Annotated in this window: 14 protein-coding genes; all 14 read left to right on the top strand. The window is 59.0% G+C overall.

Features of this window, described 5'->3' with window-relative positions; all coding sequences use genetic code 11:
• Positions 1 to 36: 36 nt before the first annotated feature.
• The 14 genes from D2E22_RS07145 to D2E22_RS07080 all read left to right on the top strand — a co-directional run bounded on the left by D2E22_RS07145 (position 37) and on the right by D2E22_RS07080 (position 16,267).
• A complete protein-coding gene (locus tag D2E22_RS07145; RefSeq protein WP_126032406.1) occupies positions 37 to 1,281 on the top strand; it encodes a nucleotide sugar dehydrogenase in 1,245 nt (414 codons plus the stop codon).
• 81 nt (positions 1,282 to 1,362) lie between these two features.
• Entirely contained in the window at positions 1,363 to 2,277 is a 915-nt protein-coding gene (locus tag D2E22_RS07140) for a capsular polysaccharide synthesis protein (protein ID WP_126032405.1), read from the top strand.
• Positions 2,278 to 2,386: 109 nt separating this feature from the next.
• On the top strand, positions 2,387 to 3,274 hold the full coding sequence (locus D2E22_RS07135) for a glycosyltransferase family 2 protein (protein ID WP_277600013.1): 888 nt from the start codon (positions 2,387 to 2,389) through the stop codon (positions 3,272 to 3,274).
• A gap of 8 nt (positions 3,275 to 3,282) precedes the next feature.
• Positions 3,283 to 4,038 carry a DUF4422 domain-containing protein gene (locus D2E22_RS07130; RefSeq protein ID WP_126032404.1) on the top strand — a complete coding sequence of 252 codons (756 nt, stop codon included), beginning with the start codon at positions 3,283 to 3,285 and terminating at the stop codon, positions 4,036 to 4,038.
• A gap of 25 nt (positions 4,039 to 4,063) precedes the next feature.
• A complete protein-coding gene (locus D2E22_RS07125; RefSeq protein ID WP_126032403.1) occupies positions 4,064 to 5,329 on the top strand; it encodes a polymerase in 1,266 nt (421 codons plus the stop codon).
• Positions 5,317 to 6,240 carry a glycosyltransferase gene (locus D2E22_RS07120; protein ID WP_241218287.1) on the top strand — a complete coding sequence of 308 codons (924 nt, stop codon included), beginning with the start codon at positions 5,317 to 5,319 and terminating at the stop codon, positions 6,238 to 6,240. The genes D2E22_RS07125 and D2E22_RS07120 overlap by 13 nt, the downstream gene beginning before the upstream one ends.
• Complete coding sequence (locus D2E22_RS07115) at positions 6,237 to 7,283, top strand: glycosyltransferase family 2 protein (protein ID WP_126032402.1); 1,047 nt, start codon at positions 6,237 to 6,239, stop codon at positions 7,281 to 7,283. Before D2E22_RS07120 ends, D2E22_RS07115 begins: the two co-directional genes overlap by 4 nt.
• 17 nt (positions 7,284 to 7,300) lie before the next feature.
• Positions 7,301 to 8,224, top strand: coding sequence for a capsular polysaccharide synthesis protein (locus D2E22_RS07110; protein WP_164518455.1), 924 nt, complete (start codon positions 7,301 to 7,303; stop codon positions 8,222 to 8,224).
• Positions 8,225 to 8,256: 32 nt separating this feature from the next.
• Positions 8,257 to 9,135, top strand: coding sequence for a glycosyltransferase family 2 protein (locus D2E22_RS07105; RefSeq protein WP_164518454.1), 879 nt, complete (start codon positions 8,257 to 8,259; stop codon positions 9,133 to 9,135).
• A 43-nt stretch (positions 9,136 to 9,178) separates the two neighbouring features.
• Complete coding sequence (locus D2E22_RS07100) at positions 9,179 to 10,636, top strand: flippase (RefSeq protein ID WP_164518453.1); 1,458 nt, start codon at positions 9,179 to 9,181, stop codon at positions 10,634 to 10,636.
• Between the two features lie 30 nt (positions 10,637 to 10,666).
• Entirely contained in the window at positions 10,667 to 11,686 is a 1,020-nt protein-coding gene (gene rfbB / locus D2E22_RS07095) for a dTDP-glucose 4,6-dehydratase (protein ID WP_126032398.1), read from the top strand.
• A gap of 98 nt (positions 11,687 to 11,784) precedes the next feature.
• Entirely contained in the window at positions 11,785 to 13,233 is a 1,449-nt protein-coding gene (locus D2E22_RS07090) for a sugar nucleotide-binding protein (protein WP_126032397.1), read from the top strand.
• Between the two features lie 11 nt (positions 13,234 to 13,244).
• A complete protein-coding gene (gene rfbA, locus D2E22_RS07085; RefSeq protein WP_126032396.1) occupies positions 13,245 to 14,135 on the top strand; it encodes a glucose-1-phosphate thymidylyltransferase RfbA in 891 nt (296 codons plus the stop codon).
• 167 nt (positions 14,136 to 14,302) lie between these two features.
• Positions 14,303 to 16,267, top strand: a complete 1,965-nt coding sequence (locus D2E22_RS07080) for a DUF4012 domain-containing protein (RefSeq protein WP_126032395.1) — start codon at positions 14,303 to 14,305, stop codon at positions 16,265 to 16,267.
• The last annotated feature ends 152 nt before the right edge of the window (positions 16,268 to 16,419 follow it).

Below are 16,419 nucleotides of genomic sequence, written 5' to 3'. Positions count from 1 at the left end.
ACCAAACCAACCGAAACTAGAAGAATCGAGAATGAGATGAAAATTGCGGTCGCTGGAACCGGCTACGTGGGTTTGTCCGTGGCGTTGCTGCTCTCGCAGCACAACGAGGTGCATGCGTTGGACATCGTGCCGAAGAAGGTCGAGATGCTCAATGAGTGCACGAGCCCGATCGTGGACGTGGAGATCACACGCTTCCTCGATGGCAAGCGCGACGGTACGATGTCGCTCGATTTCCAGGCGACGACCGATCCGGCCGTGGCCTATACCGGCGCCGACTACGCGGTCGTCGCGACGCCGACGAACTACGACTCGAAGAAGAACTACTTCGACACGTCGAGCGTCGAGGCGGCGATCAAGGCAATCCGTGAATACGACCCGGACTGCTGGATCGTCATCAAGTCGACGATCCCGGTCGGCTACACGGCGCAGCTGCGCGAGAAGACCGGCGACGAGAAGATCATCTTCTCCCCGGAGTTCCTGCGCGAAGGCCATGCGCTGTACGACAACCTGCACCCGTCGCGCATCGTCGTCGGTGCGCCGATGGACGATCCACAGGCCGTCGACGCGGCGCACGTCTTCGCGAATCTGCTCGCCCAGGGCGCGGCTCCGGAGGAGCGCGAGCGCGTGAACGCGGACGGCACGACCGGCATCCCCGAGCTTGTTTGCGGAACGACCGAAGCGGAGGCGATCAAGCTGTTCGCCAACACCTTCCTGGCGTTGCGCGTCGCCTATTTCAACGAGCTGGACACCTATGCCGAGTCCCGCGGCCTCAACACGTCCGAGATCATCCGCGGCGTCTGCCTCGATCCACGCATCGGCGGCCACTACAACAACCCGTCCTTCGGCTACGGCGGCTACTGCCTGCCGAAGGATTCGAAGCAGCTGCTCGCGAACTACGCGGACGTGCCGCAGAACCTCATCGAGGCGATCGTCGCGTCCAACGGCACGCGCAAGGATTTCATCGCCGAGCAGATCCTGTCGAAGATCGAAGGCGCCGAGAAGCCAACCGTCGGCATCTACCGCCTGACGATGAAGTCCGGTTCGGACAACTTCCGCCAGTCGAGCATCCAGGGCATCATGAAGCGCATCAAGGCGAAGGGCGTCCCGGTCGTCGTCTACGAGCCGACGTTGGACGACGAGGAGTTCTTCGGCAGCCCGGTCATGCATGATCTGGACGCGTTCAAGGACGCGGCGACGATCATCGTCGCCAATCGTTGGAACGACGAACTCAAGGACGTGACGGACAAGGTCTACACGCGCGACCTGTTCAAGCGCGACTGAGGTCGCACCGTCCCATATGCGCGCAGGCGTGTAGGAACGTTGCCGCGCATATGGGACGTCGGCGTTGGCTGAAGGAGTGAAATGGGCCTGTCATCCTGGAACGCGAAGATCAGGAACCGGTTGCGTTATGTGGGCAGCGCATGGCGGCTGTTCGGCCCTCGCATGGGGATGACCAGCCTGATGCATCATCTGACGGGACGTGGCGGCGCCGTCTACTACGATCGGCTCGTCGAAGCAGTATGGCGCCGTTTCATGTGCGAACTGCCCCTTGACGTGCAGGCGCTCGCCGCCACGCCGGCCGTGAACGACGGGCCAATCTGGCTCATGTGGTGGCAGGGACTCGACGGCGGTGAACCGGACCTGGTGAAGGCCTGCGTGGCGAGCATACGCAGACATGCGGCGGGGCGTTCCGTCCATGTCATCACCCGTGACAACATCGCGCAGTATGCGACGATCGATTCGTCGGTCATGCGTAAGGTCGAGGAAGGGAAGATCACGCTCACGACGTTGTCGGACATCGTCCGTTTCGCCGTGCTGAGCGCGCACGGCGGCATGTGGATGGACGCGACGATCTATCTGACCGCCGACCTTCCGCAACGGATCGCCCATTGCCCGTTCTACTCGATTCCGAACCACGAGACGGCGCCGACGCGCAACTGGACCGGGAACTTCATCGGAGGCGCCCCGGGCAATCCGTTGTTCGCCTATATGTATCAGGCCTTCGTCACGTTGTACTCGCTCACCGACCATACGCCCGACTATTACATGATCGACGTCATGCTGTCGGCGGCCTACACGCATATTCCCGTCGTGCGTAAGATAATCGACGCGGTACCGCCGAACAACCTGCACCGGTTCTTCCTGGCGCAACATCTCGGCTCTGCGAAAACATCGCTGCCTGCGGATACCTATGCGTATAAATTGTCTTATAAGAACGTCGCACAGTACGAGGACAGGGACAATATGTACCGATGCGTCCTTAACGGCGAGCTGTAGCCAACGGTTGGGGGATTCGTAGTTTGTTAGCGCAGTGTGTCGAAATGCTAATGTAACGTGATTGAGTTGGTGATAATCCATAAGACTATCTCGGAAAGGAGCGCGGGAATTGGAACAGGCTAAAGTATCCGTGATCATCCCCACCCTCAACGCGGGAACGATGATCGGACCGCTGCTGACCAGGCTGGAGCAGCAGCACCGCGTCCCGGATGAGATCATCGTCGTCGATTCCTCCTCCGATGACGACACCGTCGCCGAGGTGCGGCGCCACCCAAACGTGCATCTGACGGTCATCGACCGCAAGGACTTCAACCATGGCGGTACGCGGGACCGTGCGTTGCGCGCAAGTACGGGCGACTATGTGTTGTTCCTGACGCAGGATGCGCTGCCAAAGGATGACGGATACATTGAACGCATTCTGCAGCCCTTTGAGGATGGACGTGTCGCTCTCGTCTATGGGCGACAGCTACCGCGGGAGGACGCGAATGCCGCCGAACGTCTGATTCGCGGCTATACCTATGGGCCGAATTCGTCCGTGATCACGCAGAGGGACGTGCACCGATTGGGGATCAACGCGTTCCGGGCAAGCGATGTCTGCGCCGCATACCGGCGCACCGCATACCTTGAAGTTGGTGGCTTCGAGAATCCGGTGCTCACCAACGAGGATATGTTCATCGCGGCCCGTTTTCTGCATGCGGATTGGAAGATCGTCTACGAGGCGAGTGCTGAGGTGATCCACTCGCACAACTTCACGTTCAGGCAGCAATACAAACGCAACTACATCCAGGGTGTGGAAATCGAAAAGCATCGCGACATCCTGGGCAATGCGCCGCTAACAGGGGAGGGGCTCGCGATGACAACCTACACGATAGGGCATCTGCTCAAGCAGGGGCGGCTCATCGCGGCTGGCCGCTTCATCATCGACTGCGGCTTCCGCTACGTGGGCAACCGCAAAGGCAAATTCGACGCCAAGCGCGAAGCTCGGCGTCATGCATGAGGACCATCATGGCTGATTCGGAACAAACCATCATCTACATTGTTTCCCATAAGGACTTTGTTGCCCCCAACATGGCTGGATACGTCCCGATCCTTGCCGGCGCCGCGCGCAACCATGCCGACATCGCGACGAGGGACGACGCCGGCGACAACATCTCCGCGAAGAATCCTCGGTACTGCGAACTGACTGCGCAGTACTGGGTGTGGCACAACGCGCTCGATTGTGCGCGCAACATCGGCTTCGTGCATTACCGGCGTTACTTCTATACGACGCGTACGAAGAAGCAGATCGTGTCGGTCGGGCAATTCGCCGAGGACCTGCGCCATTACGACGTCGTGCTGCCCGAACCGTGGATTCTGACGAAGACGGTGCGCGACCAGTTCACGCAGTTCCACAACATCGCCGATCTGGAGACGGTGCGTGCAATCCTGAGCGAACGCCACCCGGACTACGTGGCCGCCTTCGACGAGGTGCTCGACGGCCATGCGCTCTATAGCTACAACATGTTCGTCATGGACCACGCACACTTCGACGCCTATATGACTTGGCTGTTCGACGTGCTCGGCGAGGCGGAGCGCCGCATCGATGTCGGCTCCTACGACCAGTACAACCAGCGTCTGTTCGGATTCCTTTCGGAACGACTGCTTACCGTCTGGGTCAAGGCGCAGCGTCTAAAAATCAAGTGTTATCCCGTGTACAAGCCTGACGATTGTTGGTGGAGAGAGGCTGTTCGCAATGCAGTCAAAGAGATTATCTATCGCTAATATATGACTTAAGGCATTTGAGAGTATGAAATATCAAGAATATGCAGCTTCCGTTTTTGATAACTGTGTAAAAGAAAATAAAGCAGACTTGATTCTTGATTTCTTTCTAATTCTTACAATTATATATAACTCGAATTCTGTTTGGGCTCTTGCGAACGATCAGTTTGCGCTATCATGTTTTGCATTGTTTGGCGTGAGTTTAATATATTATTTATACTATTTAATGCAGAAGAAGTATCTACTGCAGAAGACTCTAGTTCCGGTACTTATAGTAGCATGCGCAACAATAATAGTGCAATTGTCGATTTCTTTGGCGCATAATGGTGAAGGTCTTTTGAATGGGTCTTGGATTCAGCTTACCTTTATTCTGCCTTTATTTATTGGGTGTATGCTGGCCAGAGGGAAGGAATATGTATATAATATATTCTTACTTCGAGTCGTGAAGATTTCTTCGGTATTATGTGGATTAAGCATTCTCTTTTGGATTCTTTGTAATTTTTTTGGCATGCCACCTGTGTCACAAACGAGTTTGAATTGGACCAGTGGAAGTAGCATGGGGTCGTATTATAACCTTTTTTATCAAATCCAAAGTATTGGTTTTGGTTCATCTAATCTCTGGAGGAATGTTTCCATTTTCCCTGAATCACCGCAGGCGGCGGTGTTTTATGGTCTGATGCTAGGGATCGATCTACTCCTCATCAAGAAGACTAATTATGTATGTGCTATTACCCTATCTATAGGTCTCTTCACTGCGTTATCTACAAGTGCATATCTTTATTTGCTCTTTCTATGGTTTTCATTTTTATTTATAAAGTTAATAAATAATAGCAATAAAAATGAGGCTAAAGTATTAATCTCTGCACTACTGATTGTCCTTATCTGCATTTCTTGTGTTGCGATAAGAATAGTTTCATCAAAGATAAGTGGTTCATACTCTGGGCTGACACATCTGACGGATATTACTGAAGGTGTGCGTATATGGCTCGATAATCCAGTTTTTGGTTTTGGTTTCGAATCCGATGAATATATATGGTCTCATTATCTTATCAACTATCGTAGTGGTATGGGGTATACAAGTGGATTAATATTCTGTCTCATTCATGGAGGTATACCTTTTTTACTTACTTATATTATACCGATTGTATTCTTTTTTACTTTCAGCAGTGATGCATTGCATAAGACTTTTGCGATATTCCTCTTACTTATTTATATAACAGTCGTTGTTCAAAACTTTGGCTTATTTATATATTGCTTGTCGCTGGGATATATTTCCTTTATATGGAGAAAGTGAGTTGTGCTATGTCAATAATGCGTTGTGCGGGAATTGTCTCCTACAATCCAGACATCGAACGTTTGCGTACGAACCTGCATGCCACTGTGCAGCAGGTGCGGGAAGTATTCGTGTATGAGAATGGTTCGAGGAACGCTCAAGCTGTGCAAAGGTTGTGCGAAGACGAGTTTACAAATGTGCGGGTCATCGCAGATACGCAGAATCGTGGTATCGCCTTTGCCCTCAATCGATTGCTTGCGGCTGCCCATGATTGCGGATATCCGCATATTCTGATGCTGGATCAGGATAGTGTACCCACCGAGGGCATGTGTGATGAACTTGAACGCCATTTGTCAGGGGATGTGGCGATAGTCAGTCCGTTCATCCTCGATCGCAACCGCATGACGATGGCTCAATACCAGGAGATGCGCCTGCCTGCGATTGAAAGGCTTAAACACGCAGCCAGATCCGGGGCAATTACATCCGGAACCCTGAACAATGTGTCGGCAGCTCTTGCCGTGGGCGGGTTCGACGACGAGTTGTTCATTGATTACGTGGATTTCGATTTCAATGAGAGATTGCTGCTGAACGGATACAGCATTGTAAAGGACAACCGTGCATGTCTTATCCATGAGAAGGGCAAATCCAGGCATACGCCGTTCAAGATTCCGCGCCGGCGTTCCGACGGCAAGATCGTCTGGGCGCCGCTGTTCACGTTGGGATACGGGCCGATGCGCTGCTACTATCAGGCGCGCAACCGCGTCGTCTACTGGAGGAAATACCACCGCTGGACGAAGCTCGAAGGTCTCGTCGAGCTGCCGCCGCTCATCGTGCTCTCGATGTTCGAGCCCCATCGCCTCGCTAAGCTCAAGGCGTATTGCCGCGGCATCAGGGACGGTGTGCGCATGCCTGTCAAGGAGTACCGCAAATGACGGATCCGAAGAACCCGGCCATCAGCGTGGTCGTGCCCGTCTACAATCAGCAGGACTACGTGGGCGCATGCATCGCGTCGATCCTCGCGCAGACGATGACCGATGCCGAGCTGCTGCTCGTCGACGACGGCTCGACCGATGATTCGCTGGCCGTCATTCGCCGCGTCGCCGCCGACGATTCGCGCTGCACGATCATCGAGCAGCCCAACCGCGGCGTCGCCGCGGCGCGCAACGCCGGACTGGACGCGGCCCGTGGCGCATGGGTCTGCTTCATCGACCCGGACGATGTCGTCGACGACGATTATCTGGCCACGCTGTTCGCACAGACCAGCGAGCATCCGCAGGCGGACGTGATCATGTCGACATGCGTCGCCTTCGACGACGCCGGTGAGCGCCGCCAGCATTTCTTCCCCGAGGATTTCACGGTGCGCGGCGACGAAGCGAAACGGCAGCTCTACCATCAGCTGATGGACGGGGCCTACCGGCAGCAGCCCGGATTCGTCACGGCGATCGGCGTGCCATGGGGCAAACTGTACCGCCGGGCGCTGCTGGACGAGGACGGACTGCGCTTCGATCCGAGGCTGCCGCGCATGCAGGACAACCTGTTCAACATGGAGGTCTTCCATGCGGCACGCGAGCTCGTCTACATCGACTACGCCGGCTACCGTTACCGCGTCGGCGGACTCGGCGCGCGCACATTGGCGAACACGGCGAAAGGCCTGTACCATCCGGCGATCGACGCGCGCAGCCGTCTGATGCGCGACTACCGGCTTGACGCGGACGACGAGCTGCGGCGGGCATGGCATATCGAGCAGGTCAATCTGTACTATCAGGAGCTCAAGGCCGTCGCGATGCTGCAGCCGCGCCGATGGAGCCGCATCCGCAAGGCGTGCCTGCGCCGTGCGCACGAACTGCGTGGGCGGCTCGACATGATCGACCCGGCCGTGCTGCCAAGGTCGATCCGCCTCAAATACCTGATGCTGACCAACCGGCTGATGAACGCGGCGGCGGCCACGCTGCTGTGGAAATCCCACGAACGCTGACAAGACAAGGGGAGACCATGTCCAAACTCCACGGATTGCCTGAACGGCTCTCCAAGATCAACTCCGCCGCGCGCAACTGCGTACGGCTGCTCGGCTGGAAGCCAGCGGCGCTCGGCGTCGTCTACCATTGCACGCATCTGCTGCGCGAACGCTACTACCGTGTGTTCGACGACGCGCTGTGGACGAAGGTGATGGCGGAGGTTCCCTTCGACGCGCAGGCGATCGCCGGGCTGCCGGAACACAACGACGGCCCGATCTGGGTCGCCTGGTGGCAGGGGCTCGACGAGCGCACGCCCGCGGTCATCAACGCGTGCATCGACAGCATCAGAAGGCACGCGAACGGCCGCGAGGTCATCATTGTGACGCGGGACAACTATGCGCAATACGCGGACATCGATCCGGTCCTCGTGCGCCGCCGCGAGGAGGGCACGTTGACGATCAACGCGTTCTGCAACGCGCTGCGCGTCAAACTGCTGTACGAGCACGGCGGCGTCTGGCTCGACGCGACGCTCTATCTGACCGCCGACCTGTCCGAGGATTTCGCCGATCACCCGTTCTACTCGATCCACGGCGAGCGCCCGGAATGCCATTGGACGACCTACTGCCTTGCGTCGGTGCCCGGCAACCCGCTGATGAAATACATCTACGACTGCTTTGTCGCCGTGTTCTCTCGGATCCCGGCCGTGCCCGAATACTTCCTCTTCGACGAGTTCTTCCACGACGCCTACATACACATCCCGCAGGTCAGGACGATGATTGACGCGATACCGGTGAGCAACGACGGCCGTTTCGAGCTGTCCGAGCAGATGGATTCGACGGCTGCCGAACCGACGGTGGCTCCGGGGACCTATATTCATAAACTCACCTACAAGATCGCCTATCCGACGACGGTGGGCGGCAAGCCGACGCTGTACCAGCGCGTGCTCGACGGCACCTTGTAGAACGGACGCCGATGGACGGGAAAGGAACTGTGATGCCAACCTTCGGATTCGTCGTGCTGCATTATCTGGTCGACGACGCCACGACGCAATGCGTCGAATCGATTCGCAAGCACTGCGCCGGCGGCGACTACCATGTCGTCGTCGTGGACAACAACTCCGCGAACGGCAGCTATGAGCGGCTGCGGGAACGCTATGCCGGCGCCGGCGACGTCACGCTGCTGCACAACGCCGCCAACGAGGGTTTCGCCCGCGGCAACAACAAAGGCTATGAGTATTGCTGCACGCAGTTGGGCTGCGACTACATCGTTACGTTGAACAACGACGTGGTGCTCGCGGACGATGGCCTAATGCGGTGGGCGGTTGCGGATTACACGGCGACCGGCTGTGCGGTGATTGGCCCGGACATCATCTCGGGCAAGGACGGCGACCATCAGAACCCAATGTCCGCGGTCGTCGACTCGCCACAGCAGATTCATGCGCTGCGTAAGCACATCCGTCGAAACATGCTGCTGCTGCGCACGCATCTGTATGGCGTGTTCAAACAGCTTAAAGGCGACGCGGGCTGTGGGCGCACCCCCGATAATGCAGCCTCCTTCGCACGGGAACATGCGGCGCAACGACCCTGTGTTCCGGTGAAGCTGCATGGATCATGTCTGATATTCACTCCAGCGTTCCTCAAGGCGTTTACGGAGCCATTCGACCCGGGTACCTTCCTGTACATGGAGGAAGACATTCTCGTGCTGCGATGCCGGCGGCAAGGACTGACGTTGTACTACGATCCGCGTATCGTCGTGCACCATGCCGAGGATGTGTCGACGGAGGCGCAGGTCAACTACGATCCGCGGCGCAAGCAGATTAACTATCTGCGTTACCATCGCGACTCGCTGCGCGTCGTCGAACATTATGTCTGAGCCGCAGCGTTCCGGTATTACACAACATCCGAGAGAAATCGATATGGCTTCACAGACCAAACTTCCGTCGCTGACGCGCAACGCATTGCTTAACTCGATGCGCACCGTGTCCAGCCTGCTGTTCCCGTTGATTACTTTCCCCTACGTGTCCCGTATTCTGGGTGCGGAGAACATCGGCAAGATCAATTATTCACAGTCGATTGTGTCGTATTTCGCACTGTTTGCGGGGCTCGGCATTACGAACTACGCGATTCGCGAAGGCGCGAAAATCAAGCGCGATCAGGAAAGCCTGACGCGATTCGTCCAGCAGATTTTCACAATCAATATCATCTCTTCGGCGATCGCCTATGTGGCCTTCTTTGTGACAGTCGCTGTCATCCCGAACCTGCATGCATATCTGGTGCTGCTGTTCATCCAATGCCTGACGATTGGTTTCACAACGTTGGGCGTCGAATGGCTATACTCGATTTTCGAAGACTACCTCTACATTTCGGTGCGCACAATCCTCGTGCAGGTCGTTTCGCTGATCCTCATGTTCGCGCTGGTGCACAAGCCCTCCGACTACATCATCTACGCGGCGATCAGCGTGTTCGCTACATCGGCGGCGAATATCTGGGGATTCTTCTATTCCCGGCGGTACGCAAAGCTCGCGCTGACACGCGCTCCGCAGGCTCGACGCCACTTTAGCCCGATTATGACGCTATTCATGAACAACGTAGCGACGGCCATATACAGCAACGCCGGCACGACCTTCGTCGGCGCGATGCTCGGCAACGTGCAAGTAGGCCTGTATAGCGTGGCAATGAAGGTGTACGTCATCATCCGACAAGCCATCAATTCGCTGACGGGCGTTTCGATGCCGCGCCTGTCATACCTGTCCACGAACGACCCGAAGGGTTATCTGCGGTTGCTCAACAAGCTGTTCAATGCGGTCATCGTCGTCTGTCTGCCAGCCGCGGTCTTGGTGTTCGCGCTCAGCAGGCCGATTGTGCTGATCATCAGCGGCCCGAAGTACATCGAAGCTGTGCCGATGCTCGAGATCATCGCTTTTGCGCTCGCATTCACCGCGCCGGGCGTGTTCCTGATGAACGGCATCCTGATTCCGCTGCGCAGGGAGAAGAAGGTCGTCATCTCAACGGCGAGCGGTGCGGCGATCAACATCGTCATCTATGCGCTGGGCATCCGCGCCTTCGGCGCGCCGGCGGCCTGCGTCAGCATCGTCGTCGCAGAGTGCACGGTATTCTCGCTGGCGTTGTGCTTCTCATGGGATCAGGTACGGCAGCTGCGGCTGGGCGCATCGATCATGCACGCCGTAGCAGGATGCCTGCTCGTTCTGCTGTGCAACGCGGTGTTCGCGCGCACCGTGCGCTTCGACAACGTCTTCATGGATTTTGCGGTGCGGGGAACGACGTATGCGGTCGTGTACGCGGCGACGTTGCTAGCGTTGCGCGACGAGAGCGCGCTGTTCTTTCTAAAGAAGCTGCTGCCGAGGAAGGGCTGAAGATAGCCCATAATTGCTAGGATGAAAACCATGACCGATACGTTTGAACCCAAGAACATCATCGTAACCGGAGGCTGCGGCTTCATCGGCTCGAATTTCGTGCACTACGTCGTGAACAACCATCCCGAGACGCATGTGACGGTGCTCGACGCGCTGACCTACGCCGGCAACCTCGAGAACATCAAACCGCTGCTCGGCGACCAGGTGGACTTCGTGCACGGCGACATCTGCGACGCGCAGCTGCTCGACGAGCTCGTGCCGGGCCACGATGCAATCGTGCACTACGCGGCCGAATCGCACAACGACAATTCGATCGCGAACCCGGAGCCCTTCCTCAGGACGAACGTCGAAGGTACGTTCCGCCTGCTCGAGGCGGCGCGCAAATACGACGTGCGCTTCCACCACGTGAGCACCGACGAGGTGTACGGCGACCTCGCGCTCGACGATCCGGCGAAGTTCACCGAGGAGACGCCGTACCATCCGTCGAGCCCGTATTCGTCGACGAAGGCGAGCTCGGACCTGCTCGTGCGCGCATGGCACCGCACCTACGGGCTGCGCACGACGATCTCGAACTGCTCGAACAACTACGGCCCGTACCAGCATGTCGAGAAGTTCATCCCGCGCCAGATCACGAACATCATCGAAGGCATTCGCCCGAAGCTGTACGGCGACGGCCTGAACGTGCGCGACTGGATCCACACCGAGGACCATTCGAGCGCGGTGTGGACGATCCTGACGACCGGCCGCCTCGGCGAGACCTATCTGATCGGCGCGAACGGCGAACGCAACAACCTGACGGTGCTCAAGGACATCCTGCGCGTCATGGGCCAGCCGGAGGACGCCTTCGACTGGGTCAAGGACCGACCGGGCCATGACCGCCGCTATGCGATCGACTCGACGAAGCTGCAGACCGAACTCGGCTGGCGTCCGACGCACACCGACTTCGAATCCGGACTGCGCCAGACCGTGCAGTGGTACGTGGACAACCCGCAGTGGTGGGAGCCGGCCAAGGCCGCCACCGAGGCGAAGTACAAGGCCCAGGGCCAGTGATTCTCGCCGATGATGGGCCCCATCAGCGTGGATGGGGCCCATCATCGCGTCGATACGGCAACCGTCAACAACAGTGTAAACAGTGTAGAAGGAACACGATGGAATTCGAAAAGGAACTCAAGGTCACGACGACGAACATCCCCGGACTGCTCGTCCTCGATCTGCCGGTGCACGGCGACAACCGCGGCTGGTTCAAGGAGAACTGGCAGAAGGCGAAGATGACGGCGCTCGGGCTGCCCGAGGACTTCGAACCGGTGCAGAACAACATCAGCTTCAACGCCAAGCGCGGCGTGACGCGCGGCATCCACGCCGAGCCGTGGGACAAGTTCATCTCCCTTGCCACCGGCGAGATCTTCGGCGCTTGGGTCGATCTGCGTCCCGGCGATTCCTTCGGGCAGGTCTTCACGACGCGCCTCGACCCCTCGCGCGCGATCTTCGTTCCCCGCGGCGTCGGCAACAGTTTCCAGGCGCTCGAGGACGGCACCGCCTACACCTATCTCGTCAATGCGCACTGGTCGCTCGAGATGAAGAAGACCTACACCTTCGTCAACCTCGCCGACCCGGAGCTGGGCATCCAGTGGCCGATCCCGCTTGAGGAATCGGAACGCAGCGAGGCGGATCTGCACCATCCGATGTTGAGGGACGCCAAGCCGATGGAGCCGAAGCGCACGTTGGTGACCGGTGCCAACGGCCAGCTCGGCCGCGCGATCCGCGCCTACGTCGAGGCGCACGGCCTCAAGGGCTACGAATTCACCGACATCGACGAATTCGACTTCTCCGATCCGGCGGCATACGCGCAGATCGACTGGAGCCTGTACGGCACGATCATCAACGCCGGCGCCTACACGGCCGTGGACAAGGCCGAGACCCCCGAAGGGCGTGCGCTCGCATGGAAGGCGAACGCCGAAGGCCCGGCGCTGCTCGCGAAGACGGCGCAGCGCCACCATCTGACGCTCGTCCATGTCAGCTCCGACTACGTGTTCGACGGCACGACCGAGCTGCACCGCGAGGACGAGCCCTTCGCGCCTCTCGGCGTCTACGGGCAGTCGAAGGCGGCCGGTGACATCGCCGTGGCGATGACCGACAAGCACTATATCCTGCGTTCGAGCTGGGTGATCGGCGACGGCCATAATTTCGTCAGGACGATGATGGCGTTGTCCGATCGCGTCGCCAATGACGGCGATGCGCTGAACGAGGTGACGGTCGTCGACGACCAATTCGGCCGCCTCACCTTCACCGACGACATGGCGAAGGCGATCTTCTTCCTGCTCGACACGGACGCCGCCTACGGCACCTACGACCTGACCGGCTCCGGCGACGTGGTCAGCTGGGCGGCGATCGCCAAGGAGGTCTTCGCCGAGACGAACGGCAACGGCGAACATGTGCGCCCGATCAGCACCGCGGAGTACTTCGCGAACGCGACGGCGCCGGTCAGCCCGCGGCCGACCTACAGCGCGCTCGACCTCGCGAAGATCGAGCAGGCCGGATTCGAGACGACCGACTGGCGTACGTCGCTGCACGACTACGTGCGCGCGGCGAAGGCCTGAAAGGACAAGACATGAAGGGCATCATCCTCGCCGGCGGTTCCGGCACGCGACTGTACCCGCTGACGACGGTCACATCGAAGCAGCTGCTGCCGGTCTACGACAAGCCGATGATCTTCTATCCGCTGAGCACGCTGATGCTCGCCGGCATCCGCGACATCCTGATCATCTCGACGCCGAAGGACCTGCCGAACTTCGAACGGCTGCTCGGCGACGGCTCCCAATACGGCGTCTCGCTGCACTACAAGGTGCAGCCGAGCCCCGACGGGCTTGCGCAGGCCTTCCTGCTCGGCGAGGAGTTCATCGACGGCGACGCCTGCGCGCTCGTGCTCGGCGACAACATCTTCTACGGCAACGGGCTGGGACGTCAGCTGCGGCGCGCCGCCACGCTCGAGCACGGCGCGACCGTCTTCGGCTATTATGTGGACGATCCGGAACGCTACGGCGTCGTCGAATTCGACAAGGACCACAAGGCCGTGAGCATCGTCGAGAAGCCGGAGCATCCGACCTCGAACTACGCGGTGACCGGCCTGTACTTCTATGACGATCGCGTCGTCGACTTCGCGAAGCAGGTCAGGCCATCGCCGCGCGGCGAACTGGAGATCACCGACCTCAACCGCATGTACCTCGATGACGGCAGCCTGCATGTGCAGACGCTCGGCCGCGGCTATGCGTGGCTCGACACAGGCACGATGGACAGCCTCTTCGAAGCGGGTGAGTTCGTCCGCACGATCCAGCGCGCGCAGAACATGCCGATCTCGGTCATCGAGGAGATCGCCTACGAGAACGGATGGATCACGAAGGAGCAGCTCGTCGAAGCCGGCCGCAAGTATGGCAAGAGCCCCTACGGGCAGCATCTGCTCGACGTGGCCGACGACAAGATCATGTTCGGCCATGACGACTGAACCGGTGCGTTGAGCTCGGCGAGTTCGCCGTGCATGGCTACAATGGCATACCGGCGTGCGCGCGCCTTTCGCGCACCGCGTCGGTGACATGCCGTCCGTGGGATCAGACGTGGACGGCGTCGCAATGCGTTTTTGCATGTTGAGAATGACCACCGAGAGGAATCGTGATGCCCACACATGACGACGAGCATGATATCGAAGCCGTGCAGGACGGCATGACGACGCCGGACGTCGGCGACGCCGGGCCGGCGGATGACGCCACGATGGACGACGTCGCAGAGCGCATCGGCGCCGCCGACGGCGCAGATACGGCGGCAGCCGAGGCGGACGGGGACGACAAGGACAAGCCGGCATGGTATCGGCGAGTGCGTTGGTGGGGGTGGGTCCTCATCGCGATCGCCGCGGTCGTCGTCGCCTTCATCGGCACGGTCGGCACGCAGGCGCTGCTCGTCAAGCATCATGAGGAGGCGGCGATCGCCGTCGTCAAGGACGCCGTCAAAAACAATCGCCTCAACGACCTCGACGGCGTCGTCGCCGACGTGCAGCAGCAGACGCGCGCCGCGAGGGACATCACGAACGGCGGATTGTGGTCGTTCACCGAGAAGATCCCCGGCATCAAAGGCAGCATGCGCGTCGTGCGGATGATGACCGACGTCGTCGACGAGATGGCGCAGGACACGGCGCCGAAATTCGTCGACGTCGCGCAGCGGATCGACGTCAAGTCGATCTACAAGAACGGACGCATCAACGTCGAGCCCATCATGCAGTCGCTGCCGGAACTCGAAACGGCCGCGCAGTCGCTGCAGCGGTACACCGAGGAATTCGACAAGATCCCCGAACCGGGTATCGGCGTCGTCGCGAACGCGCTCAACAGCAGCCGCGGCATGCTTGACAAGGCCAATCGGTATCTGCAGGATGGCGTCTACGAATATGCGCCGAAACTGCCCGAATGGCTCGGATACGACGGCAAGCAGACCTACGCGGTGCTGGCGATGACTCCTGGGGAGATGCGTGCCAGCGGCGGTCTCATCGGCGCCGTCGGCACCGTCACGATCGACGACGGCAAGATTGAGATCGGCGATTTCCAGAGCAATCTGAAATTCTCTGGATCTAAAACCACGGCGCGTAACCTGTCCGAGGACGAACAACGTCTGTACAAGGAAGAAGGCCCGATGAGCCTGAACTACGATATACGCGACATCGCGAATTCGCCGGATAACGTGCGCGTCGCCGAATACTTCAAGGACATCTGGGATCAGACGGATATGGGCAAGCACACCGAACTCAACGGCGTCATCCTTGCAGATCCGCTGATGGTGCAGGGGCTCGTCAAGGTCCTCGGGGACGTGAAGCTCTCCGACGGAACGGTGCTGACCGGCACGAACACCGCCGAATTCCTGCTGAACACCGCCTACAAGGAGTATGAGCCCGAGGACACCGACGCGATGTTCGGCACGGTGGCGAAGGCCTGCGTCAAGCGGCTTATGGGCGATCTGAGTGCGGGGAAGATGGTGAGCCTCGTGTCCGAGATGCTCACGCTCGCGCATGACCGGCATCTGTCCGTCTACTCCTTCGATCCAACCTTGCAGCAGATTCTCTGGGAGCGCGGATTGACGTCCACGGTGCCGCTCGATGAGGCCAAGCCGGAGATCGGCATCTACATCACCGAGAACAACCCGTCGAAGATGGGCTGGTACATCAAGCGCTCCACGAAGATCACGCAGCTCGACTGCGGTGAGGAAGGCGCGGCGAAGTACCATGTGGAATACACGATCCAGAACACGATGACGGATGAGGAATCGAAGACGCTGCCGGAGTACATCACCGGCATCAGATCCGAGTATCCCGACAGCCACGGCACGAGCTTCGAGAAGATCATGTTCATGCCGCCGGCGGGAGGCACGATGAGCAACTTCGAGGTCACCGGCAACGGCGCGGATCCGGTCGCCGACTCGCTCAACTTCAGGCTCATCTACACGACGATGACGCAGGTGCAGCCGGAAAGCAGCGTCACCTACTCCTTCGACGTGACGGTGTCGCCGGACGCGACGCAGAAGCTCGGCGTCGACGAGACGCCGACGACGTCGGCGAAGCCGGACGTCACCTACACGAAGCTGTGCCGCGTGCAGTGACGGACGGCATCGTGACGGTGCCGCTGCGCCGCATACGCTGATGGTGCGAATGGGGCGGAACGAATATTCGTTCCGCCCCGTTTTCTTATTCGCTTATGCTTATCGTGGAGACCTATCAGCAATGCACGACACTTCGATTTTTAAAAATACGA

Origin of the sequence: Bifidobacterium castoris (assembly GCF_003952025.1) — a bacterium.
GTDB lineage: Bacteria > Actinomycetota > Actinomycetes > Actinomycetales > Bifidobacteriaceae > Bifidobacterium > Bifidobacterium castoris.
Note: the sequence above shows the minus strand (reverse complement) of the source record. Positions and strands in the feature narration are given on the sequence as shown.

Bases quoted from the DNA above. Each gene is read 5' to 3' on its own strand.
- D2E22_RS07145 (WP_126032406.1), top strand. From the start codon at position 37: ATGAAAATTGCGGTCGCTGGAACCGGCTACGTGGGTTTGTCCGTGGCG.
- D2E22_RS07140 (WP_126032405.1), top strand. From the start codon at position 1,363: ATGGGCCTGTCATCCTGGAACGCGAAGATCAGGAACCGGTTGCGTTAT.
- D2E22_RS07130 (WP_126032404.1), top strand. From the start codon at position 3,283: ATGGCTGATTCGGAACAAACCATCATCTACATTGTTTCCCATAAGGAC.
- D2E22_RS07125 (WP_126032403.1), top strand. From the start codon at position 4,064: ATGAAATATCAAGAATATGCAGCTTCCGTTTTTGATAACTGTGTAAAA.
- D2E22_RS07120 (WP_241218287.1), top strand. From the start codon at position 5,317: ATGGAGAAAGTGAGTTGTGCTATGTCAATAATGCGTTGTGCGGGAATT.
- D2E22_RS07115 (WP_126032402.1), top strand. From the start codon at position 6,237: ATGACGGATCCGAAGAACCCGGCCATCAGCGTGGTCGTGCCCGTCTAC.
- D2E22_RS07110 (WP_164518455.1), top strand. From the start codon at position 7,301: ATGTCCAAACTCCACGGATTGCCTGAACGGCTCTCCAAGATCAACTCC.
- D2E22_RS07105 (WP_164518454.1), top strand. From the start codon at position 8,257: ATGCCAACCTTCGGATTCGTCGTGCTGCATTATCTGGTCGACGACGCC.
- D2E22_RS07100 (WP_164518453.1), top strand. From the start codon at position 9,179: ATGGCTTCACAGACCAAACTTCCGTCGCTGACGCGCAACGCATTGCTT.
- rfbB (WP_126032398.1), top strand. From the start codon at position 10,667: ATGACCGATACGTTTGAACCCAAGAACATCATCGTAACCGGAGGCTGC.
- D2E22_RS07090 (WP_126032397.1), top strand. From the start codon at position 11,785: ATGGAATTCGAAAAGGAACTCAAGGTCACGACGACGAACATCCCCGGA.
- rfbA (WP_126032396.1), top strand. From the start codon at position 13,245: ATGAAGGGCATCATCCTCGCCGGCGGTTCCGGCACGCGACTGTACCCG.
- D2E22_RS07080 (WP_126032395.1), top strand. From the start codon at position 14,303: ATGCCCACACATGACGACGAGCATGATATCGAAGCCGTGCAGGACGGC.